This is a genomic window from Micromonospora sp. DH13 (assembly GCF_020873825.1).
Taxonomy (GTDB): Bacteria; Actinomycetota; Actinomycetes; order Mycobacteriales; family Micromonosporaceae; genus Micromonospora; species Micromonospora haikouensis.
The window spans coordinates 35,415-60,822 of the sequence record NZ_JAHWGR010000027.1 but is presented as its reverse complement, the minus strand read 5'-3'; the positions used below and the strand labels follow the sequence as shown (position 1 = coordinate 60,822).

The 25,408-nt window shown below is 73.6% G+C and carries 26 protein-coding genes and 1 tRNA gene; 13 read left to right on the top strand and 14 right to left on the bottom strand.

Annotation, left to right across the window (positions count from 1 at the left end; all coding sequences use genetic code 11):
* The first annotated feature begins 58 nt into the window (after window positions 1–58).
* Both LPA42_RS23505 and LPA42_RS23500 read left to right on the top strand, forming a co-directional pair.
* The gene (locus LPA42_RS23505; protein WP_077938826.1) at window positions 59–487 is read left to right on the top strand and encodes a hypothetical protein; all 429 of its coding nucleotides are present in this window, start codon (window positions 59–61) and stop codon (window positions 485–487) included.
* Window positions 488–556: 69 nt separating this feature from the next.
* Window positions 557–997: a hypothetical protein gene (locus LPA42_RS23500; protein ID WP_077938825.1), complete on the top strand. Its 441-nt coding sequence runs from the start codon at window positions 557–559 to the stop codon at window positions 995–997.
* A 70-nt stretch (window positions 998–1,067) separates the two neighbouring features.
* Here LPA42_RS23500 and LPA42_RS23495 read toward each other — a convergent pair whose 3' ends face one another.
* The 4 genes from LPA42_RS23495 to LPA42_RS23480 form a co-directional block, all read right to left on the bottom strand.
* Complete coding sequence (locus LPA42_RS23495) at window positions 1,068–2,693, bottom strand: hypothetical protein (RefSeq protein WP_077938824.1); 1,626 nt, start codon at window positions 2,691–2,693, stop codon at window positions 1,068–1,070.
* Between the two features lie 148 nt (window positions 2,694–2,841).
* A complete protein-coding gene (locus LPA42_RS23490) occupies window positions 2,842–3,771 on the bottom strand; it encodes an LLM class F420-dependent oxidoreductase (RefSeq protein ID WP_043966893.1) in 930 nt (309 codons plus the stop codon).
* A 113-nt stretch (window positions 3,772–3,884) separates the two neighbouring features.
* Window positions 3,885–4,547: a response regulator transcription factor gene (locus tag LPA42_RS34570; RefSeq protein WP_228986859.1), complete on the bottom strand. Its 663-nt coding sequence runs from the start codon at window positions 4,545–4,547 to the stop codon at window positions 3,885–3,887.
* Complete coding sequence (locus LPA42_RS23480; RefSeq protein ID WP_228986858.1) at window positions 4,537–6,861, bottom strand: sensor histidine kinase; 2,325 nt, start codon at window positions 6,859–6,861, stop codon at window positions 4,537–4,539. Before LPA42_RS23480 ends, LPA42_RS34570 begins: the two co-directional genes overlap by 11 nt.
* Window positions 6,862–7,239: 378 nt before the next feature.
* Here LPA42_RS23480 and LPA42_RS23475 point away from each other — a divergent pair, with 378 nt between their 5' ends.
* A complete protein-coding gene (locus tag LPA42_RS23475) occupies window positions 7,240–8,412 on the top strand; it encodes an acyl-CoA dehydrogenase family protein (protein ID WP_077938814.1) in 1,173 nt (390 codons plus the stop codon).
* Window positions 8,413–8,522: 110 nt separating this feature from the next.
* Here the strand turns inward: LPA42_RS23475 and LPA42_RS23470 are convergent, their stop codons facing one another.
* Window positions 8,523–11,108 (bottom strand): FtsX-like permease family protein, encoded by a 2,586-nt coding sequence (locus tag LPA42_RS23470; RefSeq protein WP_077938813.1) that lies wholly within the window; start codon window positions 11,106–11,108, stop codon window positions 8,523–8,525.
* Window positions 11,105–11,857, bottom strand: coding sequence for an ABC transporter ATP-binding protein (locus LPA42_RS23465; protein ID WP_077938812.1), 753 nt, complete (start codon window positions 11,855–11,857; stop codon window positions 11,105–11,107). The genes LPA42_RS23470 and LPA42_RS23465 overlap by 4 nt, the downstream gene beginning before the upstream one ends.
* Window positions 11,858–12,009: 152 nt before the next feature.
* Here LPA42_RS23465 and LPA42_RS23460 point away from each other — a divergent pair, with 152 nt between their 5' ends.
* Window positions 12,010–13,281: a sensor histidine kinase gene (locus tag LPA42_RS23460; protein ID WP_077938823.1), complete on the top strand. Its 1,272-nt coding sequence runs from the start codon at window positions 12,010–12,012 to the stop codon at window positions 13,279–13,281.
* Window positions 13,278–13,919: a response regulator transcription factor gene (locus tag LPA42_RS23455; protein WP_077938811.1), complete on the top strand. Its 642-nt coding sequence runs from the start codon at window positions 13,278–13,280 to the stop codon at window positions 13,917–13,919. The genes LPA42_RS23460 and LPA42_RS23455 overlap by 4 nt, the downstream gene beginning before the upstream one ends.
* A 102-nt stretch (window positions 13,920–14,021) precedes the next feature.
* Here LPA42_RS23455 and LPA42_RS23450 read toward each other — a convergent pair whose 3' ends face one another.
* Window positions 14,022–14,396, bottom strand: a complete 375-nt coding sequence (locus tag LPA42_RS23450) for a VOC family protein (RefSeq protein ID WP_077938810.1) — start codon at window positions 14,394–14,396, stop codon at window positions 14,022–14,024.
* Between the two features lie 345 nt (window positions 14,397–14,741).
* Between LPA42_RS23450 and LPA42_RS23445 the strand changes: the two genes are divergently transcribed.
* The 7 genes from LPA42_RS23445 (at window position 14,742) to LPA42_RS23415 (ending at window position 20,322) form a co-directional block, all read left to right on the top strand.
* Window positions 14,742–14,987, top strand: coding sequence for an Arc family DNA-binding protein (locus tag LPA42_RS23445; protein WP_074474644.1), 246 nt, complete (start codon window positions 14,742–14,744; stop codon window positions 14,985–14,987).
* A complete protein-coding gene (locus tag LPA42_RS23440) occupies window positions 14,984–15,412 on the top strand; it encodes a type II toxin-antitoxin system VapC family toxin (RefSeq protein WP_228986857.1) in 429 nt (142 codons plus the stop codon). Before LPA42_RS23445 ends, LPA42_RS23440 begins: the two co-directional genes overlap by 4 nt.
* A gap of 140 nt (window positions 15,413–15,552) precedes the next feature.
* On the top strand, window positions 15,553–16,404 hold the full coding sequence (locus tag LPA42_RS23435; RefSeq protein WP_077938809.1) for a siderophore-interacting protein: 852 nt from the start codon (window positions 15,553–15,555) through the stop codon (window positions 16,402–16,404).
* Window positions 16,405–16,467: 63 nt separating this feature from the next.
* Window positions 16,468–17,406, top strand: a complete 939-nt coding sequence (locus LPA42_RS23430) for an ABC transporter substrate-binding protein (RefSeq protein ID WP_077938808.1) — start codon at window positions 16,468–16,470, stop codon at window positions 17,404–17,406.
* On the top strand, window positions 17,403–18,452 hold the full coding sequence (locus LPA42_RS23425) for an iron chelate uptake ABC transporter family permease subunit (protein ID WP_077938807.1): 1,050 nt from the start codon (window positions 17,403–17,405) through the stop codon (window positions 18,450–18,452). The genes LPA42_RS23430 and LPA42_RS23425 overlap by 4 nt, the downstream gene beginning before the upstream one ends.
* Window positions 18,449–19,525 (top strand): iron chelate uptake ABC transporter family permease subunit, encoded by a 1,077-nt coding sequence (locus tag LPA42_RS23420; RefSeq protein ID WP_198956654.1) that lies wholly within the window; start codon window positions 18,449–18,451, stop codon window positions 19,523–19,525. Before LPA42_RS23425 ends, LPA42_RS23420 begins: the two co-directional genes overlap by 4 nt.
* Window positions 19,522–20,322: an ABC transporter ATP-binding protein gene (locus tag LPA42_RS23415; protein WP_198956655.1), complete on the top strand. Its 801-nt coding sequence runs from the start codon at window positions 19,522–19,524 to the stop codon at window positions 20,320–20,322. Before LPA42_RS23420 ends, LPA42_RS23415 begins: the two co-directional genes overlap by 4 nt.
* A 140-nt stretch (window positions 20,323–20,462) precedes the next feature.
* Here the strand turns inward: LPA42_RS23415 and LPA42_RS23410 are convergent, their stop codons facing one another.
* Window positions 20,463–21,377 (bottom strand): hypothetical protein, encoded by a 915-nt coding sequence (locus LPA42_RS23410; RefSeq protein WP_228986856.1) that lies wholly within the window; start codon window positions 21,375–21,377, stop codon window positions 20,463–20,465.
* A gap of 187 nt (window positions 21,378–21,564) precedes the next feature.
* On the opposite strand from LPA42_RS23410, the gene LPA42_RS34755 reads away from it, so the two are divergent.
* Entirely contained in the window at window positions 21,565–22,596 is a 1,032-nt protein-coding gene (locus tag LPA42_RS34755) for a beta family protein (RefSeq protein WP_077938805.1), read from the top strand.
* On the opposite strand, the gene LPA42_RS34750 is transcribed toward LPA42_RS34755, so the two are convergent.
* From LPA42_RS34750 to LPA42_RS23385, 6 genes are all read right to left on the bottom strand, one after another.
* Window positions 22,562–23,131: a sce7726 family protein gene (locus LPA42_RS34750; protein ID WP_158229442.1), complete on the bottom strand. Its 570-nt coding sequence runs from the start codon at window positions 23,129–23,131 to the stop codon at window positions 22,562–22,564. The two genes, LPA42_RS34755 and LPA42_RS34750, sit on opposite strands and share 35 nt — an antisense overlap.
* Window positions 23,132–23,640: 509 nt before the next feature.
* The gene (locus tag LPA42_RS23405; RefSeq protein ID WP_077938804.1) at window positions 23,641–23,934 is read right to left on the bottom strand and encodes a type II toxin-antitoxin system RelE/ParE family toxin; all 294 of its coding nucleotides are present in this window, start codon (window positions 23,932–23,934) and stop codon (window positions 23,641–23,643) included.
* A gap of 20 nt (window positions 23,935–23,954) precedes the next feature.
* Entirely contained in the window at window positions 23,955–24,239 is a 285-nt protein-coding gene (locus tag LPA42_RS23400; protein WP_077938803.1) for a type II toxin-antitoxin system Phd/YefM family antitoxin, read from the bottom strand.
* Between the two features lie 297 nt (window positions 24,240–24,536).
* Complete coding sequence (locus LPA42_RS23395) at window positions 24,537–24,851, bottom strand: transcriptional regulator (protein ID WP_077938802.1); 315 nt, start codon at window positions 24,849–24,851, stop codon at window positions 24,537–24,539.
* Window positions 24,835–25,200 (bottom strand): type II toxin-antitoxin system RelE/ParE family toxin, encoded by a 366-nt coding sequence (locus LPA42_RS23390; RefSeq protein ID WP_077938801.1) that lies wholly within the window; start codon window positions 25,198–25,200, stop codon window positions 24,835–24,837. Before LPA42_RS23390 ends, LPA42_RS23395 begins: the two co-directional genes overlap by 17 nt.
* 45 nt (window positions 25,201–25,245) lie before the next feature.
* Window positions 25,246–25,319: transfer RNA gene (locus LPA42_RS23385), tRNA-Ile, on the bottom strand.
* Between the last annotated feature and the right edge of the window lie 89 nt (window positions 25,320–25,408).

Below are 25,408 nucleotides of genomic sequence, written 5' to 3'. Positions count from 1 at the left end.
GCGGCACCGGCGGGCCGGGCACTGGTTGCCCGGGGCGTCGTCGGGGAACCATACGCCCATGAGCAGCTACCCGGATCCCGCCCTGCGCGGCGACGTGTACCCGTCCGAGGAGGAGATCGACCCGACCGGCGTCGGCCCGGACCCGCAGAACGACGCGCCGCTCGGGGCGTACCCGCAGGTCGCCCCGGTCGTCGGGGCGTACCCCGCGCCGTCGCCCGCACCCGGGCCCGCGCCGAGGCCGGCACCCGGGCCGGTTCCCGCGCCGTCGCCGGGGCCGGCCCCGCGCCCGCCGGTCGAGTCGCACTCGATCGTCACCCACCACCTCGACGGCTCGACCGAGGTGGTCACCGACCTCGACGGCGACGGCATCGCCGACGTGGTGCAGTTCGACCTCGACGGCGACGGCGTCCCGGACATCACCTACCTGGACAGCGACCGGGACGGCCGCCTCGACACCGTCGTCCGCGACCCGCGCCCGACGGGCTGAGGGGCAGCGCCACCGCCGCCTTCCGCCGCCCGGCGCCGGGGCGTTGCCGGCCGTCCCTACCCTCACGGCATGGCCGACAAGGCGAACATGTCCACCCGGGGATTCGAGATCACGCTCTTCGTCGTCGTCGCGCTCGTCTGCTGCGGCACGCCGATCAGCGGCTTCTATCTCCAGCGCAAGGACAAGGCGGACGAGCCGGGCATGCGCGCCGCCAGCGAGGCATACCTCGGCGCCGCCGTGCGGGGCGACAACGGCACGGCGTACGACCTGCTCTGCGCGGCCGGACAGCGCGGGCGGTCCCGGGCGGACTGGGACGCCACCGCCAGCGCGATCGTCGACCCGACCGGATTCCGCATCACCGATCTCGCCGTCCAGCGGAGCAGCGAAGCCCCCACGCAGTACGTCGTGACCGCCGACATCACCTACCCGGGCCTCCCGAGCAGGGAGGTGCAGTTCCACCTCAAAAAGCAGGACGGCGGCTGGAAGGTGTGCGGCCCGCCGCCGCTGTGACCCACGCGGGCCCGCGCCGGCCCGCCCCGCCCGGCGCTCCCGTCGGTCAGCGGCCGGGCACGCAGATCGGTCACCTGCCCGGCACGCAGACCCGGCCCGTGAACGCCGGGTCCGGCTCCCGGACGTCCGCCCACGCCGGATTGGCCGAGATGTCCAGCGGCGGCGCCTGCCAGGCGGCGGTGAGCCGCTGGATCAGCGTGTACTCGGCCCGGGTCCGCTGCACCGACGCGCCGGCGAGAAAGGCGACCAGGTTGTCCCGGACCTGCGTCCGGTCGAGCAGGCCGCCGTGCACGCCGATGGTCTGGAAGACCGGGATGCCGGTGTAGTCGCCGGGCGGCGCCTCGGCGGCCGTCGTGTACGGCAGGAAGGCCACCATCCGCACGCCGGACACCGGGCACATGAACCCGTTGCGGTAGAACGGCGCGTCGTCGAGCAGCGAGCGGATGAACGGCTCGTCCGGCCCGTTGCCGGGCCCGCCGCTGAGGCGGACGGGTTCGAAGAGGGCCCGCAGGTACCAGCCCGTGACCAGCCCCCACCCCCGGCGCACGCCGGGCGGCGGATAGTAGGCCCGGCCGGCCCCGATCAGCGGGCTGAACATGGCCAGCGCGTCGACCGCGGGGTGGGGCCGCTCGGCGAGGTAGGTGCGGGCCACGAGCGCCCCCTCGCTCTCCCCGACCAGGGCCACCTTCCGGCCGGTCTGCCGGTGCAGCCGGTCCACCTGGTCGGCGAGCAGCCGCACGCTGTCGGCCATCGAGATCGTGGTGTCCGTCGGCCCGTAGGGCCGGGGCCTGCCGTCGGGGTCCAACCCCCGGTAGGAGAACCACTGCACCCTCGGGTCGTTCGGCTGCTCGCCCCCGTACGCGGAGCCGTAGCCGGCCAGCACGACCACCGCCTGGGTGATCTCCGGTGGCAGCGGCCGGTCGAGCAGCACCTGCTCGGCCCGCAGGCTGGCCGGCACCGCGTCCACCGCCAGCGGGATCAGCACCGGCACGGCGAACGCGACCAGCACCACGAACGGCGTCACGGGCACCCGGGCCCACCTCGGCGGCGGCGCGAGCAGGGCCACCCGGAGGATCCGGATCCACAGCAGCCCGTTCACCACGCCCGCCACGGCGGAAACCGGCACCGTCCACCAGCTCGGCACGCTCCACGCCACCGCGCCGGCCAGCGTGAGCGCCACCAGGTTCAGCAGCGACCAGCCGACCAGCCGGATCGACGGCAGCCCGCCCCACCACACCTTGACCATGGCGGCCCGCTGCATGAACGGGGCGATCAGGAACATCGGCAGCAGCGACGCGAGCAGCACCCAGGACAGCGCCACCACCGACGCGGCCACCGAGATCACCGCCCACGGCGAGACGACGACCGTGACCACCACGGCCAGGAGGAAGCCCCGCCGGAGCATCCAGGGCACCGACGGCATCGGCATCCCCTCCGGCCACGCCAGCCGCACCATGAGGGTGTGGTAACCGGTGCGGGCCAGCACCACCAGCCAGAACGTCGTCAGGAACTCCGGCCACGACTGGTGGTAGACGAACATCCACCGCAGGTCGTGGTAGGTGTCGTACGGCCAGACGGCACCGGTCTGCGGCGCGAGCCCCTCGGCGGCCACGAAGCCCATCGCCACCAGCACGATGGCCTCGACGGTGGGGAACAGGCCGGTGAGGACGAGCAGCCCGACCTGCCTGCGGCCCACGCGCCCCCACCTCCGCCCGAAGCTCCCCTCGCAGGTTCCACCAGCGGGGCCCCGGTGTCAGCGAATCCGGCGAACTCGCCCAGGCGGCGGGCCCACCCGGGTGGCTGGACCTCCCGCCCCGGTGGCCGGTCCCGCCCGGTGGCGGCCGTCAGAGCTGGGGCATCACCTCGGCGGCGACCAGCTCGACGTGGTCCAGGTCGGCCAGGTCGAGGACCTGGAGGTAGATCCGGCCGCTGCCGGTCTCGGCGTACCGGCCGATCCTGTCGACGACCTCGGCGGGGGTGCCGGCGAGGCCGTTCTCGCGCAGCTCGGCCGGCTCCCGCCCGATCGCCTCGGCCCGCCTGCGCACCTCCGCCTCGTCCCGCCCGCAGCACAGCACCAGGGCGTTGGACCAGTTCATCCCGGCCGGGTCCCGGCCGATCTCCGCGCACGCGGCGCGGACCCGCTCGAACTGCGCGGCCGTCTCCTCGATCGAGACGAACGGCAGGTTGAACTCGTCGGCGTAGCGGGCCGCGAGGCGGGGCGTACGCTTCGGCCCCTTCCCGCCGAGCAGGATCGGCGGGCGCGGCTGCTGCACCGGCTTGGGCAGGGCCGGCGAACCCTGCACCGGGTAGTAGCGCCCGGCGAAGTCGAAGGTCTCACCGGCCGGGGTCTCCCAGAGCCCGGTGATGACGGCGAGCTGCTCCTCCAGCCGGTCGAACCGCTCCCCCAGCGGCGGGAACGGGATGCCGTACGCGCTGTGCTCCTCGGCGAACCAGCCGGCGCCGATGCCCAGCTCCACCCGTCCGCCGCTCATCTGGTCGACCTGCGCGACGGTGATCGCGAGGGGCCCGGGGAACCGGAAGGTGGCGGCCGTCATCAGCGTGCCGAGCCGGATCCGGGAGGTGTCCCGGGCCAGCCCGGCGAGGGTGGTCCAGGCGTCGGTGGGGCCGGGGTCGCCGCTGACCGAGCCCATCTTCAGGTAGTGGTCGGAACGGAAGAACGCGCCGTAGCCGGCGTCCTCGGCGCAGCGGGCCACGGCGAGCAGCTGGTCGTAGCTGGCGCCCTGCTGGGGTTCGGTGAAGATCCGCAGTTCCATTCCCCGAGCATAGGGAGTGGCAAGGAAGGGCCCCTTGTTAACGCCTCCGGTAGAGAAGGGGACCCTCCTCACGCCCCGGGCCCGCCCCGCGACGCCCACGTCGGGCGGGCGGGTCAGGGCTGGCCGAGGCCGGCCTCGCGGGCCCGCCGGATGGCCTGGCTGCGGTCGGCGACCTGGAGCTTGCCGAGCACGTTGGACAGGTGGTTGCGGACGGTCTTCGGGCTCAGGGTCAACCGGCGGGCGATGACGAGGTTGCTCAACCCCTGGGCGACCAGGTCGAGCACCTCGCGCTCCCGGTCGGTCAGCTCGGGGAACGGCGCCGGGCCGCTCGCCCGCCCCCCGGCCAGGAAGCCGATCGCCCGGCTCGCCACCACCGGCCCGAGCAGCACCTCCCCGTTGGCCACCGCCCGGACGGCGCGGTCCACCTCGCCCGGCGCGGCGCCCTTGAGCAGGTAGCCCCGCGCTCCGGCGCGCAGCGCGGCGAAGACGGAGTCGTCGTCGTCCAGCATCGTCACCACCAGCACCCCGGTCCCCGGGTGCCGGCCGACGATCTCGCGGGTGGCCTCCACCCCGGACCGGCCGCCGCCGAGGTGGAGATCCATGATGATCACCTGCGGGCGGGTGAGGTCGGCGACCCGGACGGCCTCGTCGGCGTCCGCGGCCTCGCCGACGACCTCCAGCCCGGGGGTGGACGCCAGCAGCGCCGTCATGCCGAGCCGGAATACGGGATGGTCGTCGACGACCGCCACCCGGATCGCCGCCTCGTCACCGCCCACGAACGGTCACCTCCGACCCGCCCGACGCGACCCCCACCGGCGGCACACCGCCGACCGGCAGCAGACCGCCCTCCACCCGCGCCGCGCCCACCGGCAGCAGACCGCCCTCCACGCGCGCCGCCTCCATCGGCAGCACCGCGTCCACCGGCCGCTCAGCGCCCACCGCAGCTCCCACCGGCCGCTCAGCACCCACCGGCCGGGCACCGTCGGCCGGGGTCCCGGCCGGGAGCGGCGGGGGCGGCGGGAGCGACGGGGGCGGCGGGAGCCGGTCGGCGGGCACGTGCACGCTGACGACCGTCCCGCCGTCCGGCCCCGGCCCGACCGCGCACACCCCGCCGATCCCCTCGGCCCGCTCCCGCATCGAGAGCATGCCGACCCCGGCCGGGATGCCCGCCCCGATGCCCCGCCCGGCGTCGGCGACCCGCACGGCGAGCCCGTCGGCGTCGCGCTCGACCAGCACCGTGCAGACCGACGCGCCCGAGTGCCGTTGGGCGTTGCGGACGGCCTCGGCGACGATGCCGTACACGGCGGTGGCCACCGGCTCGGGCAGCGGCAGCGGCGGGGCGTCCACCTGCACGGCCAGCCCCGAGCCGTCGTACCGAGCGGCCAGCTCGTGCAGGGCGGGGGCCAGCCCGCGCTCGCCGAGGACCGGCGGCAGCAGGCCGCGGGCCAGGTCACGGACCTGCTCGACGCCCTGGTCCGTCTCGTCGCGCAGCCGGTCCAGCAGTCGGCCGGCGGCGGCCGGGTCGACGCCGAGCAGGTTGCGGGCCGCCTGGAGGCCGAGCGCCACCCCGGCGAGGGTGGGGCCGAGGCCGTCGTGCAGGTCCCGGCGCAGCTTGCGGCGTTCCGAGTCGCGGGCCTCGGCCAGCCGGGACCGCGAGGCCACCAGCGCCCGGCTGGTGGCGGCGAGGCTGGCCGCCGAGGCGACCACGGGGGCCAGGTCGACCAGCGCCGATCGGGTACGCCCGTCGAGCCGCTCGCCGGCCCGCGCCCACGCGGTGAGCCGCCCGACCTCCCGTTCGCCCCGCCGCAGCGGCAGCACCAACGGCTCGCCCACCGGCCCGGTCGAGGCGCAGTGGGCGGTGCAGGGCTCCGGGCCGTCCACCTCGATGCCGCACGCGCCCAGCCGCAGCGAGTCGGTGAGGCTCCGCGCCACCCCGGTCAGCACGTCGGCCGGGTCCTCGCTGGCGCTGATCCGGTCCCCCACGCCCCGGACCACCCCGAGCGGCTCGGCGGCGGCACCGTGGATGAGCCGGTCCACCCGCCGCTGCACCCACCAGCGGCCCGGCTGCACGGCGGCGGCGACGAGGGCCGTGACCAGCACCCCGGGCACCGCCCGGCTGGCCGGGAGCAGGGCGTCCAGGGTGGTCACCCCGACGACGTACGCGGCGACCAGCAGGAACGTCAGCAGGAACCAGACCAGCGTACGACGGACGGCGATCTCGATCCCCCACAGCCGCTGCCGCAGCACGACGGCCAGCACGGCGGCTGGGAAGAACGCCTGGGCGGCCAGCATGCCCGTCGGGGGCAGCCAGGGCGGCACCAGGTGCGCCCGGTCGGCGGGCAGCGCCACCGGGGCGAAGCTCACCGCGAGCAGCGCCGTGCCCACGGCGAGCCAGCCCAGTCCGACCCGTTCGGTGGTCGACGCGACCCGCCGCCGCCACAGCAGCCCACCGGCGGCGATCAGCCCGAGCACCGGCACCAGGGCGGCGAGCACGGGCAGGACCAGCTCGACCAGCGTCGCCCAGCCGGCGCTGCGGATCGGCAGCGGCACGTCGGAGCCGGTGGCCCCCGGGCCCGGCCAGGTGAGCTGGCACAGTTCGAAGGCGGCCACGACCGCCGCGCCCGCCGTCACCGCCACCCGCGCCGGCACCGGCAGCCGCCCCTCCCGCACCAGCCACGGCAGCACCACGATCAGCGACAGCATGCCCGGCGCCCAGCCCCAGTGCCGGGCCGAGGTGAGCCAGGTGATCTCGGGCAGCCCGGGGTGCACCCGGAGCAGGTCGGCGTACTGCGCGCCCAGGGCGGAGACCCCACCGCCGATCCCGGTCACGGCCAGCAGCCACGCGACCGGGTGCCCCCGGCGCAGCAGGACCAGCCAGGCCACCGTCCCGTAGACGGCGCAGTCGGTGAAGTCGACGAGGAAGTAGAGCTGGGCGAGCCCCCACGGGCGGTGGGCCAGCGCCCAGCACAGCGCGGTGCCGGTGAACAACAGCGCGCAGGCGACGGCGACGGCCCGGGCGGCGACCGGGCGGCGGTGGTCGTCGCCGACGCTCGGGACGGGGCGGGCACGCGGCGGCGGGTCGGCCAGCATGACGTGATCCTGTCAGCCGCGTCGTCGGTTGCCGATGGCCCGTTGCTCCAGGGCGGATGTCGGTCCCGCGACAGTCGCCCGCCGGCCGGCGGGGACGGGCTGGGCGCTGACGGACACGGAGACCTCCCGGGCTGACGGCTCGTGGGCGTGGGCCGGCGGGTCGCGGTGCGGGCGACGGCCCCGGCCCGTCGAGCATCCCGGTCCCGGTGTCCCGGCCGCCTGGTGCGTGCCGTCCCGGTCGGTCGGGAACTTCTGCCGTACGCCGCGGGCCCGGCCCGCCGGTACCGCTGTCCCTTCCCGCCGGGACGCCGGGCGACGCACCGTCTGTGCCGTGGCGTCGCAGGGACGTCGCGTGCCAGGTGTGACCAGGAGGCGGCAGTGGACGACCAGGACCGGATTCGCTTGATCGGCGCCGTGCGGGAGCTGGCCCCGGAGCTGGCCCGGCGGGCGGAGGAGATCGAGGCGGCCCGGGGGCTGCCCGTCGACCTGCTCGACCGGCTGCGGGCCGCCGGCTGTTTCCGGATGTTCGTGCCGCGCAGCCACGGCGGGTACGACGCCGACCCGCACACCGGCCTGGCGGTGCTGGAGGCGCTGGCCCGCGCGGACGGGTCGACGGGCTGGACGGTGATGATCGGCGCGGAGACCCCGCACCTGCTGGCGATGCTGCCGCGCGACCAGTTCGACAAGCTGTACGCCCACGGCCCCGACGTCGTGGTGGCCGGCGGCTTCGCCCCGCAGGGGCGGGCGGAGCTGGCCGACGGCGGTTTCCAGGTGACCGGGCGGTGGGCGTTCGCCAGCGGGTCCCGGCACGCCGACTGGATCTTCGGCAACTGCGTGCTCACGGGCGACGGTCAGCCGCTGCCCGGCCCGGCCGGCCAGCCGGTGGAGGTCCGCTCGATGCTGCTCCCGGCCGGGCAGGTGACCGTGGAGGACACCTGGCACGCCCTCGGGCTGCGCGGCACCGGCAGCCACGACGTGCGGGTCGACGCCGTCTACTGCCCGGTCGAGCGGAGCTTCGACCTGTTCACCGGCGTGCCGTGCGTGCCGGGGCCGGGTTTCGTCGCGCCGCTGGCCCAGTTCGTCCTGCACCTGGGCGCGGTGGCCGTCGGGATCGCCCAGGGCGCCCTGGACGACACGGTCGCCCTGCTCGACGGGGGCCGGCGGCGGCTCTACGCCCGGCAGTCGCTGGCCGACTCGCCGGCCTTCCGGGAGCGGCTGGGCCGGGCCGACCTGCACGTCCGGGCGGCCCGGGCGCTGCTGCGGTCGCTGGCCGACGACCTGTTCCGGGCGGCGCACGGCGGCGGGCCGGCCGCGTTCGCCGCGTTGCAGCCGCGCATCTCGGCCAGCCTGCCCTGGGTCACCGAGGTCACCGCCGCCGCCGTGGACGCCTGCTACCGGGCGACCGGGGGCGGCGCGGCGCGGGACTCCTCGCCCGTGCAGCGCCGCTTCCGGGACATCCACACGTTCTCGCAGCACGCGGCGGCGGCCGAGGGCTGGCTGGGCAACAACGGCAGCCAACTGCTCGGCCGCCCGGTCGAGCTCGCCTACTGACGGCGGGGCGGCGGCCACGGCCCGACCGCACCGAGGGCGGCCCGACCGCACCGGAAGCGGCCCGGCCGGACCACGATCGGTCCGGCCGGGCCGAGCAGGGCCGGGCGGGGTCAGTCGCCCGCGCCCAGGGCGGCCACCGGGCTCACCCGGGCCGCCCGGCGCGCCGGCAGCAGCCCGGCGAGCGCCGTCGCCGCCGCGAGGGCCAGCACGACCCCGGCGAGCTGCCCGGCCGGGAACTCGACGGGCGCGTCCTGGCCGAGCGCCGCGACGGTCAGCCACGAGTACGGCCACGCCAGCAGCAGGCCGAGGGCCGCGCCGAGGACGCCGTACAGGCCCGCCTCGACCGTCAGCATCGCCCCGAGCCGGCGACGCGACATCCCGACGGCCCGCAGCAGGCCGGACTCCCGGGTGCGTTCCACCACGGACAGGGCCGTGGTGGTGCCGACGCCGACCACGGCGACGACCACGGTCAGGCCGAGCAGGGACAGCAGCACCCCCAGCAGCGCGTCGAGCCCGCCGTCCAGCTCGTCGCGGTCGTCGGCGGTCACCACGATGCCCACCTGCTGACCGCCGGCCGCGTGCAGGGCCCGTACCGCCGCCGTCCGGGCCCGGTCGTCGTCGCCCGCAACGTCGGCCAGCAGCCCGGTCGGGCCGGCCGGCACGCCGAGCCGGTCCAGGTCCGCCGGGTCGAGCAGCAGGCCCGCGCCGACCGGGGTGTTCGCCATGGTCGCGGCCACCCGCAGCCGCACCGACCGGTCGCCCCGGGTGACGGTCACCTCGTCGCCCGGCCGCAGGCCCGCCTGTTCGGCGAGGAACCGCAGCAGCACCACCCGCCCCGGGCCGGCGTCGGTGAGCCGGCCGGCGCTCGCGCCGAAGTCCGCCCAGGTGGCCAGCGCGCGCAGGTCCAGGTCGGTGGCGGCGAGCCCGTCGACCTCCGCGCCGGCGACGCGCACGTCGGGGCTGCTGCGGTACGGCACCACCCGGTCCAGCTCGCCGATGCCCCGGACGCGCTGCACGAGCCCGGCCGGCAGCGGCCCGTCGCCCCGGGCGGTGACGGCGACGTCGGCCGGCGCCATGCCGGCGAGTTCCCGCTTGAGCAGCGTCCCGAGCGAGGCACTGCCGACGAGCGCGCCCGCGACCAGGGTGACCCCGAGCGCGACGACGACGCTGACCGCCGCCGCCCGACGGGGCGCCCCGCCGACCCCGCCGACGGCCAGCCGGCCGAGCGGGCCGAGGCGGCGCAGGGGCCAGCCGACGACCGCCAGCACCGGTCGCACGAGCAACGGCCCGAGGGCCACCAGCGCGGCGTACGCGAGCGCGCCGGACGCCACGATCGCCAGCAGCGGGTTCGCCGGGTCGTAGTTCTCCGTGTCGGGGCCGGGCAGCCGGCTCGCCACCAGCAGCGCCACCAGCACCGCGCCCACGGCGAGCAGGAGTCCCGCCGCGGCGCGCAGCCGGCCGACGCCGCGCCGGCCGGCCGTGGTGCTGGCCGCGCGCAACGCCTCCAGCGGGGCGACCCGGGCGGCGGTGACCGCCGGGGCGAGCACCGCCAGCGCCGTGACCAGGGCCGCGCCGAGCGCCACGGCGACCGCCGCCGCGACCGGGTGGCCGGGCGAGGCCACGGCGAGGCCGGACGCCCGCAGCACCGGCGGCAGCCCGTGCCCGACGCCGTACGCGGCCAGCACGCCGGCCAGGCCCGCGACGAGGCCGGTGCCGGCCCCCTCGACGACCAGCGCCCGGAGCAGCCCGGCGCGGGGCGCCCCGACGGCGCGCAGCAGGGCGAGCTGCCGCATCCGCTGGGCGAAGACGATCCGGAACGTGGAGGTGGCGACCAGCACCGCCGCCACGACGGCGATCGCCACGAACATCGTGACGAAGGCGAAGAGGTCCTGGACGCGTCCGCTGACCTCGTCGGCCTCCGCGCGGCGGACCTCCGCCCCGGGGCGGACGACGACGCCGTCACCGGCGCCCTCGGACGGGCCGGCCGTCACACCGGGAGCCGACGCGGCGGGAGCCGACGCGGCGGGAGCCGACGCGGCGCCGGCCAGCGCGGCGGACACGGCGTCGGGGTCGACGCCGGGGGCGAGCCGCACCTCGACCTGCCGGAGCTGGTCGGAGCCGCCGAGGCGGGCGGCGAACGCCTCCGTGGTGTAGCCGGTCTCCCCCGGGTCGTCCGGGGCGTCGACCACGCCGACGACGGTCACCGCGACCGGCCGGTCCGGCGCGGCGCCCGCCAGCCGCAGGGTCTCGCCGACGCCCAGCCCGAGCCGGTCGACGGTGCGCCGGGTGACGGCCAGTTCGCCCGCCGTGGCCGGGTACCGCCCCTGCACGACGCGGACCGTGGCGAGCGGCCCGGAGCCGGGGTCGGCGTACACGGACAGGCCCGCGCGCGGGTCGTCGGCGAACTCGTGGAAGTGGTCCGTGCGGCCCACCGCCTCGGCGACGCCCGGCAGCCGGCGGGCCGCGTCCAGCGTCCGCAGGGAGACGCCGTCGCCGCCGGTGACGACCAGGTCGGCCGCCGCCGGGGTGCCGCTGAAGCCGGCGAGCACGGTCCGCTCGGTGACCTGGTAGGCCAGCACGGTGCCGAACACGACGAACGCCGCGACGATCACGGCCAGGCCCGTCAGCAGCGTCCGGCCGGGACGGCGGGCCGCCTCGACGAGCTGCGCGCGCAGCAGCACGGCGCGCCGGCTCACCGGGCCGCCGCCAGGCCGTGCAGGGCGGCGGTGACCGCGCCCCGGTCGGGCTCGGCCAGGTCGCCGGCGACCCGGCCGTCCGCGAGCAGCACCACCCGGTCGGCGTACGCGGCGGCGACCGGGTCGTGGGTCACCATGACGACGGTCTGCCCGAGGGTACGCACGCAGTCGCGCAGCAGGCCGAGCACCTCGGCGCCGGAGCGGGAGTCGAGGTTGCCCGTCGGCTCGTCGGCGAAGACGACCTCGGGGCGGGACACCAGGGCCCGGGCGAGGGCGACCCGCTGCTGCTGGCCCCCGGACAGCTCGCTGGGGCGGTGCGCCAGCCGGTCGCCGATGCCGAGCGCGTCCACCACGTGGTCGAGGAGCTCCCGGTCGACGCCGCGCCCGGCGAGGTCGAGCGGCAGGGTGACGTTCTGCGCGGCGGTGAGCTGCGGCAGCAGGTTGAACGACTGGAAGACGAACCCGATGCGCTCCCGGCGGACCCGGGTCAGCACCCGGTCGGACTGCCGGCCGAGATCGGTGCCGCCGAGCAGCACCTGCCCGGAGGTGGCCGTGTCGAGGCCGGCCAGGCAGTGCATGAGGGTGGACTTGCCGGAGCCGGACGGGCCCATGATCGCCGTGAACGCGGCGCGACGGAAGCCCACCGTCACGCCGTCGAGGGCGCGTACCGCCGTGGCTCCCCTGCCGTACACCTTGACCAGGTCGACCGCCGCGACGGCCGCCGTGGGGTCGGGATGGTGCGTCGTCATGTTCTCCTCCACCTCCGGTGCCGGTCACCGGGACGCCGCAGAGCCTCCCGGTGGACGGGCCGCCGGCGCATCCGTCCGGGGTCGGGTCCGCGCCCGCCGGCTCCGACTTTCGGCAGATCCGCCGGGCCGGCCGGGTGGCTACGGTGGGGGCGATGACCGGAACCCTCAGCGGCGGGTGGCGGCGGGCCGGCCAGGCCGTCGCCCTGGCCGGCATGGCGCTGCTCGGCCTCGTCGACGTCGTCGGCGGCCGGATCTTCCCCGTCGACGGCACCCTGGCCGTGCCGGCCGCGCTGGCGCAGGTCGCGCTGGCGGTCGCCACCGCGGCGGTGTGGTTGCCCGCGCACCGGCAGGGCTCCCGCCGGCTGGCGGCGGCCGGCGGCGCGGTGGCGGCCTGGTCGCTGGCGACGACGACGGCGTACGCCTTCCTACGCGGCACCTACGGCCTGGACGGCCGGGTGCCGGTGCGGGAATCGGCCCACCTGTGGGGGCTGGCCGAGTCGGTCGGGCTGCTCGGGGTGGTCTTCGTGCTGGCCCGGCGGGCCGCCCCGCTGCCGGCCCTGGCCGCCGTGGCCGCGACCGGCCTCGCCGCCGCCGCACTGCCGCTGCGCGCCGAGGTCGACGCCGACCACCTGATCATCGGCATGGCCTACGCGTTGCTCGCAGCCGGGGCCGCCGCCGCCGGCATGTACCTGCGGCTGGCGGAGACCGCCCGGGAGCGCCGGGTCGCGACGGTACGCGCGGAGCAGCGCGCCGAGTTCGCCCGGGACCTGCACGACTTCGTCGCCCACCACGTCACCGGCATCGTGGTGCAGGCCCAGGGCGCGCGCTACGTCGCCGAGCGGGACCCGCAGCGGGCCGTCGCCGCGCTGGAGCAGATCGAGCGGGCCGGCGCGGAGACCATGACGGCGATGCGCCGCATGATCGGGGTGCTGCGCGGCCAGGACGGGCCGGCAGACGCCCCGGTGACGCCTTTGGCCGGGGTGGCCGACCTGGCGGAGCTGGTGGAGGCGTTCACCGCCGCCGGCCCGGTCCCGGCCCACCTGCACACCGACGGGCCGCTGGGCGACCTGCCGGTCGAGGTGACCACGTCGGCGTACCGGGTGGTGCTGGAGGCGCTGACGAACGTCCGGCGGCACGCCACCGGGGCCCGGCGGGTGGACGTGCTGGTCAGCCGTACCCCGCAGTGGTTGTCGGTGCGGGTGGCCGACGACGGGCGGGGGCAGCGCGGCGGCCGGCCGGGATACGGGCTGACCGGGCTCACCGAGCGGGTGGGTGCGCTCGGCGGCCGGCTGCGGGCCGGGCCCGGCGTCGATGGCGGATGGGTGGTCGACGCGGCCCTGCCGCTGGGCGGCGGGTCGCCTGCCGGGAGGGGCCTTACCGGCCCGGCGGCGCGGGGGCTCACGGGCGGGGAGGGCGGCCGGTGATCCGGGTGCTGGTGGCCGACGACCAGGCGATGGTGCGCACCGGGTTCGGGATGATCATCGGCGCGCAGCCGGACATGGAGCTGGTCGGCGAGGCCGGCGACGGCGTCGAGGCGGTCGAGCTGACCCGCCGGCTGCGGCCCGACGTCGTGCTGCTGGACATCCGTATGCCGAGGCTGAACGGGCTGGACGCGCTGCGCCGGCTCGCCGGCCCCGGCGTCGTGGACCCGGTGCGGGTGGTCGTGGTGACCACGTTCGACCTGGACGAGTACGTGCACGCCGCGCTGCGCAACGGCGCGTGCGGGTTCCTGCTGAAGGACTCCGGCCCCGCCCTGCTGGTGGAGGCGGTCCGGGCCGCCGTCTCCGGCGAGGCCCTGATCAGCCCGTCGATCACCGTACGGCTGCTGCGGCACCTCAATCCGCCGGAGCCGGCGCGCCCCGACCCGGCGGGGCTGTCGCCTCGGGAGCTGGACGTGGTGCGGCTGGTGGCGCGGGGTGCGACCAACGCGGAGATCGCCGCGAAGCTGTTCATCTCCGTCGGCACGGTCAAGACGCACCTCGGCAGCGTGCAGGCGAAGCTGGACGCCCGTAACCGGGTGGAGATCGCCGCCTGGGCCTGGGAACGCCGCCTGGTCGGCTGACGGCGACCGGCGCCGCCGCACCGGCACGCCGCGGCACCCGAACTCATCGGTCGTCCGGGCCGACGGCCGGGCGGTGGACAGGCCGCCCGGCCGCAGAACCGGCTACAGGTACGGGCGGGTGATCAGCTCGATGGCGTGGCCCGCCGGGTCCTTGAAGTAGACCCCCCGGCCGCCGTGCTCGGTGTTGGTCTCGCCGGGGCGGCGCATCTGCGGATCGGCCCAGTGCTCGATGCCCTGCTCGCACAGCCGCTGGTACGCCCGGTCGAACAGGTCGTCGTCGACCAGGAACGCGTAGTGCTGCATCTGGATCTCCACCGGCGGCTCGGCGAACTGGAGCAGCACGCCGTCGGTGAGCTGGATGTTGGTGAACGGGCCCCAGGACGGCGCTTCCGGCAGCTCCAGCAACTGGCGGAAGAACCGGGCCGACTCGGCGCGGTCCCTGGCGGCGATGATGGTGTGGTTGAACGTGACTGACATTCGGTTGACCTCGCGGTGCTCGACACGGATGGGGACCTGCGGTGCACAGGCCGCCGGGAGGTCCGCGTGCCGAGCCTGGAGGGTGCCCTGCCGGCACCCGCCGTGCGGTCAGCCCTCCACCGGATCGCCGATCCGTGCGTGGCGAGATGCCGGTCCGGTGTTCACGATCGGTGACGCTACTTGAGGCGTATCGCCACCGCAAACATGATCCCCGCTACGGCATCCGTCCGGGTCTGGGCAGCCGCGCGTTCGGCCTGCGCAGGTCGCGGTGCCGGCCGGCGGAGGCGGGGCCACCCGGCGCCGGGTGCTAGCATTGCTCTCATGACCCAGGTCGGAGGATAAGCGATGGCAGCCCTCAGCATCAGGGATCTCGACGACGCGGTGCGGGAGAAGCTGCGCATCCGCGCCGCGCAGCACGGCAAGTCCATGGAAGCCGAGATCCGGGACATCCTCACCGCGGCCGTCGCCGAGGACACACCAGCGACCGACCTGTTCAGCGCACTCGCCGAGCGCTTCGCCCGGCTGGGCGGCGTCGACCTGGAGCTGCCGTCGCGTTCCACCTCACCCCGCGCGGCGAGCCTGCCCGAATGATGATCGTTCTCGACACCAACGTCGTCTCCGAACTGATGCGGGCCGAGCCCGCGCCAGCGGTGCTCACCTGGCTCCGACAGAGTTCAGGCGCCAGCCTCCACACCACGGTTGTCACTGTCGCCGAGATCCGCTACGGCATCGCTCGGCTGCCCGAGGGCCAGCGTCGGGAATCGCTACACCAAGCCGCCAACGAGATCTTCGCCGCCTTCCCTCGACAGGTGCTGCCCTTCGACCTCGCGGCAGCCGGCGCCTACGCCGACGTGGTCGCCGGCAGGGAAAGGCTCGGCCGCCCGATCGACGGGTTCGACGCCCAGATCGCCGCCATCTGCCGAGCCCGAGCCGCCACCCTCGCCACCCGCAACATCAAGGACTTCGCCGATACGGGGATCGGAGTCATCGACCCCTGGCAGGCCACGAACGCCTGAGACCACCGCCCTGCCGCGCCGGGTTGGGCACGGCTCGGTGCGGCGGCGCACGCGGCACGCCGTACGACAAGCCGGCCCGCCCGTACCACGCAGCACCGGCTCGACGAGTCGCCGGTCAGGTTAGGCTAACCTTTGTCGGCATGTCGACCTTCCGCAACTCGCCCAACGTGCTGTTCGAGACAACCGTGGCGGCGACCCGGCGACTGTCGCCCGGGTTCGTCCGCGTCACGCTCGGCGACGAACGACTGCGGGAGCTGGCCCCGCACCAGCTCGACCAGCGCATCAAGATCATGCTGCCGATCGCCGGCGACTACCCGGCCGGGCTGCGGGCGGGGCTGCCCGAGCAGGGGTGGCGGCGCGCGTGGCGGTCCACGCCCGACCGCGAGCGGCCCCTGCTGCGCAGCTATACCGCGTACCGGACCCGGCCGGCGGCGGGCGAGCTGGACCTGGACTTCTACCTGCATCAGCCGCACGGCCCGGCGAGCGGCTGGGCGGCGAGGGCCCGACCGGGCGACCGGCTGATGCTGTCGGGTCCGCACGTCCGGGCCGGCCAGCCCGGGTACGGCGTGCAGTGGGAGCCGGGGCCGGCGACGCGGGTGCTGATCGCGGCGGACGAGACGGCGTACCCGGCGGTGCGGGGCATCCTGCCCAGCCTCGGGCCGGGGGTGCGGGCGACGGTCCTGCTGGAGGCCGGCGACGCGGCGGACGCCGCCACCCTCGACGACGTGACCGCCCGCCACTCGGTCCAGGTCGGGTTGCGCAGCGGGGCCCGGGGCGGGACGGCGCTGACCACCATGGTGGGTGACTGGTTGGTCGAGCACGGCGCGGCGGCAGCCGGGGCGGGGACCGACTTCTACGCCTGGGCGGCCACGGAGAGTAGCAGGATCGCGGACCTGCGTCGGCTCTTCGGCGAGGCGCGCATCGACCCGGATCGGGTTCACACGCAGGGGTACTGGCATGATCGCCCGGCCCGCGAGGAGGCAGCAGATTAGGTTACGCTAACCTAATCCCGCCGCCCTGGCATCACCATAAGTCACCAGACGGGAACCTGCACCATGCGCTCGACAACCCCTCGAACAGCCCGCCGACGCCTCCTCGCCCTCGCCGTCGCCTCGACGACGGCGCTCGTCGTGGCCGCCTGCGGCTCCGCCGACGCCGACCAGGCGGGCAGCGTCGGTGACACCAGAACCGTCGAGCACGCGCGCGGCAAGACCGACGTGCCGAACAAGCCGACCCGGGTCGTCGTCCTCGAACCGGTCCAGCTCGACACCGCCATCGCCCTGGAGATCACCCCGGTCGGCGCAGCCGTGCTCAGCGAGGCCGCCGGCGTGCCCAGGTACCTCGGCGACAAGGCCGCCGGCATCACCACCGTCGGCACCGTCCAGGAACCCAACGTGCAGAAGATCGCGGCCCTCAAGCCCGACCTGATCATCGGCACCGAGTCCCGGCACTCCGCCCTCTACGACCAGCTCACCGCCGTCGCCCCGACCGTGTTCATGGCGTCCCAGACCGACCCGTGGCAGGACAACGTCACGTTCACCGCCACCACGCTGGGCGGGGCGGAATCCGCCGCCAAGCTCCTCACCGGCTACCAGCAGCGGTGCGCGGAGATCGCCAAGAAGTTCGGCACCGCCGGGAAGACCGCACAGCTCATCCGGCCGCGCGACGGCGTCCTCACGCTGTACGGGCCCACCTCGTTCGCCGGCAGCACGCTGGAGTGCGTCGGCTTCAAGACCCCCCAGCGCGACTGGGAGAACTCCATCTCGGTCGACATCTCCCCCGAGCGGGTGCTGGAGGCCAAGGCCGACCACGTCTTCGTCACCACCGTCGACGTCAACGACCGCAGCACCATCCCGGCCTCGGTCGACGCCAACGCCGCCGCCTTCCCCCGCCTGCACCTGGTCGACCAGTCCTTCTGGATCACCGGGGTCGGCACGGTCGGTGGACAGGCCGTCCTCGACGATCTCGAACGCATCCTCGCCGCGTCGAATTGACCACCACCACACCCGCACGCGCGGCACCGCCGACCACCGGCCGTGCCGCGCGTCGCCGTACCGTCTGGCGCTGGCTGGCCGGGGCGGTCGCCGTACTCCTGGGGTCGGTGGTGTTGTCGGTCTTCGTGGGCGCGAACCCGGTGCCCCCGGCGGACGTCTGGGCGGCGCTGCGGGGCGCGGGCAGCGACACCGCGCAGTACGTCGTCTGGGGACAACGCCTGCCGCGCACCCTCGCCGGGCTGCTGGTCGGCGCCGGGCTCGGGGTGGCGGGCGCCCTGATGCAGGCGTTCACCCGCAACGCGCTCGCCGAACCGGGCATCCTCGGCGTCAACGCCGGAGCCGCCGCGTTCGTCGCCGCGGGCATCGCCTTCCTCGGGGTCACCTCGCCGGCCGGCTACATGTGGCTCGCCCTGCTCGGCGCGCTCCTGGTCGCCACCGCCGTGTACGCCGTCGGCGGCGCCGCGGACCTGCGGGCCTCCCCGACCCGGCTGCTGGTGACCGGGGTGGCGACCGGTGCCGTGCTGGCCGGCCTGACCACGGGGATCACCCTCACCCACCCCGACACCTTCGACCGGATGCGCGGCTGGAACGCCGGCAGCCTGCTCGAACGCGACGCCGCCGTGGTGCTGCCGGTGCTGCCGCTGATCGGGGCCGGGCTGCTCGCCGGGCTGCTCGCGGCCCGCAGCCTGAACGCGCTCGCGCTCGGCCCCGACCTGGCCGCCGCGCAGGGCGTCAGCCTCGTCCGGACCCGGCTGCTCGTGCTGGGTGCGGTGACCCTGCTCGCCGGCGGGGCGAGCGCCATCGCCGGGCCCATCTCGTTCGTCGGGCTCGTGGTGCCGCACCTGGTGCGCTGGGGCGTCGGCACCGACCAGCGCCGGATCCTCGCCGGCTCCCTGCTGGCCGGCGGGGTGCTGGTGCTGCTGGCCGACGTGGTCGGCCGGATCGCCGTGCTGCCCAGCGAGATGCCGGTCGGCATCGTCACCGCGTTCGTGGGCGCGCCGGTGCTGATCGCGCTGGCCCGACGGCGACGGGCGACCGCGCTGTGAGCGCGGGGAGCCGGCCGGTCCGCCGCACCGCCGGAGGCCGCCGGCTGGTGCTCGGCACCGACCGCCGGCACGTGGCCGTCGGCGTACGCGAGGCCGCCGTCTGCGCCGCCGCCGCGCTCGTCCTCGCGACGCTGGCGGTGGTCGGCCTCTGGCTGGGCGACTTCCCGCTCCGCGTCGACGAGGTGCTCGGCGTGCTCGGCGGCCGGATCGGCGGGCTGACCCGCACCGTCGTGCTGGAGTGGCGGCTGCCCCGCGTCGCCGCCGCCGTCGCCTTCGGCGCGGCACTCGGCGTCGCCGGGGCGATCTTCCAGACCATCACCCGCAACCCGTTGGCCAGCCCGGACATCATCGGCCTGGCCAACGGCTCGTTCTCCGGAATGCTGGTCGCCCTGCTGCTGCTCGGCGGCGGCTGGCACCTGCTGATGCTCGGCTCGCTCCTCGGCGGCCTGCTGGCCGCGCTGGCGATCTACCTGCTCGCCTACCGGGACGGCCTCTCCGGATTCCGGTTCATCGTCGTGGGCGTCGGCGTCTCCTCGATGCTCGCCGCCACCAACACCTGGCTGCTGCTCCGCGCCGACCTGGAGACGGCGCTCTTCGCCGCCGCCTGGGGTGCCGGTTCCCTCAACACCGCCACCGCCGAGGTGGTCTGGCCCGCCGCCGGGGTCGTCCTGGCGCTGCTGGCGGTCACCCCGCTGTGGGCGGCGGCCCTGGCCCAGTTGGAACTGGGCGACGACGTCGCCGCCGCCAGCGGCGTCGCGGTCGACCGGAGCCGCGCCATCCTCGTCCTGATCGCGGTCGCCCTGGTCAGCGCCGTCACCACCGTCGCCGGGCCGATCTCCTTCGTGGCCCTGGCCGCCCCGCAGATCGCCCGCCGGCTCGTCCGGGCACCGGGCCTGCCGCTCGCCGCCACCGCCGGGGTGGGGGCGGTGCTGCTGCTCGGCGCCGACCTGGTCGCCCAGCACGCGATCCCGCTGACCGTGCCGGTGGGGGTGGTCACGGTCACCCTCGGCGGCGGGTACCTGCTCTGGCTGCTCGTCCACGAGATCAGGAGGACCAGATGGTCGACCAGCTGAACGCGCGGCTGCGGGCGGAGAACGTCACCCTCCGCTACGACCAGCGGATCGTCAGCGAGGAACTGTCGTTCGCGGTGCCGGACGGCTCGTTCACGGTGCTCATCGGGCCGAACGCGTGCGGCAAGTCGACGCTCCTGCGGGCCCTGTCCGGGCTGCTCCGCCCCGCCGTGGGCCGGGTCCTGCTCGACGGATCGGATCTCGGCGGCCTGCCGGCGAAGGAACGCGCCCGCCGGCTCGCCTTGCTGCCGCAGACCATGACCGCGCCCGAGGGGATCACCGTGCGGGAACTGGTCGGCCGGGGCCGCTACGCCCACCAGCGGGTGCTCCGCCGCTTCTCCCACGCCGACGAGGAGGCCGTCGAGTCGGCGCTGGCCGCGACCGGCACCACCGAGCTGGCCGACCGCCGGGCCGACGAGCTCTCCGGCGGGCAACGCCAGCGGGCCTGGATCGCCATGGTGCTGGCCCAGGAGACGCCGCTCGTGCTGCTCGACGAGCCCACCACCTACCTGGACGTGGCGCACCAGATCGACGTGCTCAACGTGCTGCACCGGCTGGTCACCCGGGGCCGCACCGTCGTGGCCGTGCTGCACGACCTCAACCACGCCGCCCGGTACGCGACCCATCTCGTGGCGATGCGCGACGGCCGGATCGTGGCCGAGGGCCCGCCCGCCTCGACGGTCGACACCGGGCTCGTCACCGAGGTCTTCGGGATGCCGAACCAGGTCGTCCCCGACCCGGTCACCGGAGCGCCGCTCGTCGTGCCGGCCGACACCCGGGAGCCGGACTCGAACCCGTGACCGAGGGATCGTTAGTGGCTCTCGGCGCTAAAGCCAGCGCCTCACGAGGTCACGTGACTGTCAGTTCTCTGGCGCACTACAGATCACCCCAGTCCCTCGGTAGTGCACGGCTTCGCACCACAACCCGCACCACGGATGGCCTACGGATCCAGACGCACGAAGCCGCCACCCTCCTGTTCGTAGATGCAGGAGACGTTGACGCTGTGTAGCAGATCAACGAGATCGGAGCCCGGGTAGGACGGAAGCAGGACCGCCCTGGATCTGTGCTCGACGTAACGCGCGTAGTCCAGCAACTGACCGAGAGCCAGACGCACATGGTGGCGAGCCGCGGAGCTCTTTGCCTCGATCAGCTCAGCCCGGCCTCCGTCGAAGAGATCGGTGTAGAGAGCCCTGCCGAGGTCGGGCAGCTTGATCTCCTTGCGCGACGCGGTGCCGCCTTCTGCCGTCAGGGTACCTACGTATCGATCCACGAGGTCAGCTTCGCGCCGTTCAGCGGTCGTCGGTTCACGCTTGGGCTCTACCTGGAAAGTCTCGGCACGGTGGGCCTCCATCGGAACATCCCGCACTGCCGACTTGCCCGGACTCGTCGCGCCGAACTCGGGCGCTTTGGCATCGACGGGCAGAAGCCGGAACACGATGACCTTCCGTAAGTCCCCCAGCCGGTCCTTCGCCTCTTCCGCGTACCAGGGGCGCTCCGGATCAACCCGGAACTCACCGAGGTAGCGCACGACCGAAGGCTTGACCTGGCCGAAGAAGCGAAGCCGCAGACCGCGGTCAAGGTGGTCCCTTACAGCTGCGTTGCCACGGACGAAGGTCTGATCGCCGACCTGACCCTCACCCGTGTAGTGGAACGCCCCATCAGGCCGCCACCCATCAAAGTCGTACCCAAAGCGAGCGCCGGCCGGCGACGAAAAGAGGAGCACATCCGTGCTGTTGGCCGGTCGCGTGATGCCACCCTGCCGAGAGCCACCGACTCGCTGATGAAGCTGTCGCCGAACGAGCACGTCGCCTAGTTGAATCTCCCACGCCGCACTGATCTGAATGTCCCATGCCACACACGAACGATAGAGCAAGTCAACAAAGGGGCAGAAGCCGCAAATGCCACTATAGCCATCTATTGCTTCTTTTACGCAAGACCTTTCAATCATCTCCATCAATCAATGTCAACTCGTTACATTCCGACTCCCCTCGGATACCTTGAGTAGCCGAAGGCGCAACCCGCGAGACCTACAGGGGGCGGCCATGGCTCGATACTGGCCCATACTCAAGGCACGCGCAGGCGAGTTCAAAGCGCTTAGGAAGCTTCGAGACCACGAGGTCAGCCGCATACACCCCTTGTTCGAGGTCTCCCCTTCAAAGGACGGTCCAACCAAGGCCGGCCTCAAGTTCGTGCGTCAGATCCAAGATGCAGCGCCAGCCGGCCTGGCCGTCGGAGTCGACACCACCTACGTCCGACTCAACGATGATGGTCGAGCCATGATCACGGAGATCGCTAACGACCTGGCACAGTGGGGCGTTCCCATCGCGCCGGTCATCCACCTACACGACTCAGACGAGCAGTTGTCCGCTTGCGGTGAGGCAGCCCGCCTTCACAACGAAACAGCTATCGTGCGCCTGGGCAGCATCACCACAGACCCCGACCCTGTCGCCGATGCATCCCGGCTATCCAGAGCTTTGTCAATCGCCAGGATCAGCCTTGAACAATGCCACTTGATAGTAGACATGGCCGAAGTCTCATCCGAAAGAGATGTCACCCGAGCAGAGCGGGTCGCCAGGAACGTGCTTGACTCCCTCGGCAACCGGGAATGGTTATCCATCGTGGTCGCATCAGGCGCCATGCCAACCGCCATCACGAACCTCCCTCGCAACGAAGCGACACCCTTAACGAGATGGGATTGGGAGCTCTGGAGGCGGCTAGCTGATCGCGGCCCAGATTTTGGCGACTACGCCATCGCGCATCCAGAGATGCAAGGACCTGTGCCCCGCGGTCCCATGCCCAGCCTCAGATATGCCACGACCGACAACTGGTGGATCTACCGTTGGACCCGCAACGAGACCGGCGGTAACGACAGCTTCTACGACTTGTGCCACGCCCTAGTCACATCCGACCATTGGCCGGCCGAGGGTCAAGACTTCTCGTGGGGCGACAGCGAGCTCGCGCGATGCGCTAGACGTCAGCCTGGCCCAGGGGGCGCCACAGAGTGGCGAGCTTGGGGAACGTCCCATCATCTCGCGCACGTCATGAGCGAGTTGGCCAGTCCTCCCGCGTTCTAAGCACGCGCCGAACCTCTGCCTGCAACTCCCTTAACTCCAGAGTCTCGGCAAGGCGTTCCCAGACGAACCACCTCGGCGCCCTGGACAGGCCGCGGTGATTGCCTCGCTCACGCAGGAGCCTCATTGCCTCATCCCGCCAGAGCAGCTGGGCCACTGAAAATGGGTTGGGGCTTGGATTGCAGGTGCCGCGGCGGACGGTCCGAAGCCGGACCGTGCGCTTACCAGGAAGAGCGAGCAACACCCCCCACCAAGAGGGGACTATCTCGGTAGCCTGATCCAGATATCGTTCCGTCGTCACTAACGCGGCGCGATCTAGCACCCGACTATACAACTCGGCCTGGGCCTCCAGCCGGGTCAGCCTGTCCTGGTCACTCTTAATCTCGAAACCCGAGATGTGACCATTGATAACGGCCACATCGACTCGGGTTCGGCCAGCGCAAAGACCTAACTCGTGCCGGATTTGAGTGCCAGGCTGTGAGTCGTACTTGGTGGCGAGGCGAGCCGTTAGCGCTTGGCGGATATCGGTATCGCGCATCTCACCCTCCTCGGCTCGGCGCCATCGATGACCTGACGATCCTTCCATAGAAGACCTCACGCCTCTAGCGCATCCCAGTCCCTATGACTGACGGCAACTGGCGGCCCCACGTGCCCGTGGTCTGACTCACCTGCTAAGGCCACCAGACGCATCCGCCCGTCGTTCTGCATCAGGGGCATTGGCTGAACCCCGCGACGGTCTTGGTGCCTGAAGCATGCGTCCCACCCGCCCCACTCAGTTTCCGTGCTCAGGACCAGGACGGACGGGGCCTTGGGACGGTTGGGGCCGACCGTAGCGCGCTCGCACCACGAGTAGCACCACGGGAAGATCAGTGATCTAGTGTCTTGCCTGGTGGGGCGGAGGCACCACCATATGAACCACACCGCCACGATCACCGGTGACCCGCGCCCACCAAATTCAGGCAGCTCGCAGCGCCGTCAGCCCAGCTGAGGAGTCATGCCGCCAGGGGCACAGCGGCGGCTCGGTCAGACCCGCTCCCCGGAGGGGTCCTACCAACGGTAGGCGTCGCGTCGGTGGCGGATCGAGTGGATCTCCACGACTCGTTTCGCCTCGTTGATCCGGTAGACGATCCGGTAGGTGCCACGCCGGGCGGAGTGGAAGCCGTCGAAGGGTTCGTCGAGAGGCTTGCCCGCCCGATACGGGTTCACCGCGATCGCCCGCTGGATGGTCTCCGTCGCCGCGACCGCCACCTCCAGTGGCAGGTCCTCGTGCAGGTTGCGACGAGCCTGACGGGAGAACATCACCGTGTACGGGCTGAGCGGTTCGTCTGTGTGGTCGTCCATCCGCCTGCCTCCTGGAGGCATCAGGCCGCCCTGCTTCGACGCCGCTCCAGCTCGGCACGAACCTCGTCCACCGAGAACGTGTCGCCGGCCGCGAAGTCCTCCCGCGACTGGCGCAGGTCCGCGAGGGTCTCGTCGTCGGACAGCAGGTCCAACGTCTCCCGCATCGACTCGTACTCGGCCACCGAGATCAGCATCACGTCGGCCCGGCCGTTACGGGTGATCGTAAAGTGATCATGCTCCCGAGCGACCCGGTCGGCGAGCTCGGCGATCCGGGCCTTAGCCTCCGTGATCGGAATGGTCTCCATGCCAACCACTCTAGCGACCGGTCAGAATAATGGCCAATCCGACCGCTCATCCCGACGACCGCGGCTCGCCGCCATGCTGGACGAGCGCACTGGGCCGGAGGCACCCACCATGCGAACCACCGCCACGATCGCTGGGCGACACGTTGGTCCCACGTTGGATCTCCACGGCTCGTTTCGCCTCGTTGATCCGGCACGTGCCGCGTCGGGCGATGCTCGATGACCTCGGCTTGCCGACCGGTGCGGTTCGCCGGGACGACTCGCCTCGTCGTACGTGATGTCGGCCGAGGCGCGCGGGGATCAGGCGATCTGACGGAGGTCGCTGCCGTAGTCGAAGATGATCCGCATCCTGGCGCCGAGCGCTCGTGCGTACCGGCTGAGGGTTGCCACCTCGTTGGCGTCCAGGTCGCCGTTTTCGATCTGGCTCACCCGACCGGGCGTGACTCCCATCAGCTCGGCCACCTGCCGCTGGGTGAGACCGAGACGCTTGCGCTCCTCGGCGAGGTGGAACGCGCTGACCCACGCCTCGGTGCGGGCGCGCTCCACATCGAGCGCGTCGTCGTCCCCATCGTGCAACTCGGCGCGAATGTCGTCCCAGTCATGGAAGTCGACCATCAGCCCTCCCTCCGTTTCCTCTCGAAGGCACCGCCTGCGACCATGGATCAAAGACGAACAGAAGCCGGATAGCGACGTCGCGGCCGGATCTCGGCCGCAGCTCCTTGAGGTTGCTGATGCTCGAACCCCGGAGAGTGTCGACCAGCGGACGCCCCAGACCCGGACCGGTCTCGGCGAGCATGTCGATCGCCGCGTTCACCGAGCGGTACGCCGCCGGGTCGGTCCGACGCAGGGCCCGTAACCAGTCACGGACATCGCCTGTCGCCCTGATCGCCCAGCGGTTGGCCGGCCCATTGGCCACGGGACAACTATAGCTCAGGCTATACACGCCAGGCCGCGCTTCACTCATGCGAACCGTGGAAGCACAGGTCAACAGCGAGATCATGTTACGCGGTGGGGCGGACGGGACTCGAACCCGTGACCGAGGGATTATGAGTCCCCTGCTCTAACCCGCTGAGCTACCGCCCCGCAACCGCGCCGGATCGTAACCCGGCCGGCGATCACCGGCCAGCACGAAACAGCCCCACCCGCCGGCAACCGATCGATGATCCAGCACG

What these genes read in the sequence shown, in the direction of transcription:
- LPA42_RS34750 (WP_158229442.1), bottom strand. Translation starts at nt 23,131, where the DNA reads ATGCGCGATACCGATATCCGCCAAGCGCTAACGGCTCGCCTCGCCACC.
- LPA42_RS23435 (WP_077938809.1), top strand. Translation starts at nt 15,553, where the DNA reads ATGTCGACCTTCCGCAACTCGCCCAACGTGCTGTTCGAGACAACCGTG.
- LPA42_RS23440 (WP_228986857.1), top strand. Translation starts at nt 14,984, where the DNA reads ATGATGATCGTTCTCGACACCAACGTCGTCTCCGAACTGATGCGGGCC.
- LPA42_RS23500 (WP_077938825.1), top strand. Translation starts at nt 557, where the DNA reads ATGGCCGACAAGGCGAACATGTCCACCCGGGGATTCGAGATCACGCTC.
- LPA42_RS23480 (WP_228986858.1), bottom strand. Translation starts at nt 6,861, where the DNA reads ATGCTGGCCGACCCGCCGCCGCGTGCCCGCCCCGTCCCGAGCGTCGGC.
- LPA42_RS23400 (WP_077938803.1), bottom strand. Translation starts at nt 24,239, where the DNA reads ATGGAGACCATTCCGATCACGGAGGCTAAGGCCCGGATCGCCGAGCTC.
- LPA42_RS23460 (WP_077938823.1), top strand. Translation starts at nt 12,010, where the DNA reads ATGACCGGAACCCTCAGCGGCGGGTGGCGGCGGGCCGGCCAGGCCGTC.
- LPA42_RS23490 (WP_043966893.1), bottom strand. Translation starts at nt 3,771, where the DNA reads ATGGAACTGCGGATCTTCACCGAACCCCAGCAGGGCGCCAGCTACGAC.
- LPA42_RS23395 (WP_077938802.1), bottom strand. Translation starts at nt 24,851, where the DNA reads ATGGTCGACTTCCATGACTGGGACGACATTCGCGCCGAGTTGCACGAT.
- LPA42_RS23450 (WP_077938810.1), bottom strand. Translation starts at nt 14,396, where the DNA reads ATGTCAGTCACGTTCAACCACACCATCATCGCCGCCAGGGACCGCGCC.
- LPA42_RS23465 (WP_077938812.1), bottom strand. Translation starts at nt 11,857, where the DNA reads ATGACGACGCACCATCCCGACCCCACGGCGGCCGTCGCGGCGGTCGAC.
- LPA42_RS23405 (WP_077938804.1), bottom strand. Translation starts at nt 23,934, where the DNA reads ATGGACGACCACACAGACGAACCGCTCAGCCCGTACACGGTGATGTTC.
- LPA42_RS23505 (WP_077938826.1), top strand. Translation starts at nt 59, where the DNA reads ATGAGCAGCTACCCGGATCCCGCCCTGCGCGGCGACGTGTACCCGTCC.
- LPA42_RS34755 (WP_077938805.1), top strand. Translation starts at nt 21,565, where the DNA reads ATGGCTCGATACTGGCCCATACTCAAGGCACGCGCAGGCGAGTTCAAA.
- LPA42_RS23390 (WP_077938801.1), bottom strand. Translation starts at nt 25,200, where the DNA reads ATGAGTGAAGCGCGGCCTGGCGTGTATAGCCTGAGCTATAGTTGTCCC.
- LPA42_RS23430 (WP_077938808.1), top strand. Translation starts at nt 16,468, where the DNA reads ATGCGCTCGACAACCCCTCGAACAGCCCGCCGACGCCTCCTCGCCCTC.
- LPA42_RS23445 (WP_074474644.1), top strand. Translation starts at nt 14,742, where the DNA reads ATGGCAGCCCTCAGCATCAGGGATCTCGACGACGCGGTGCGGGAGAAG.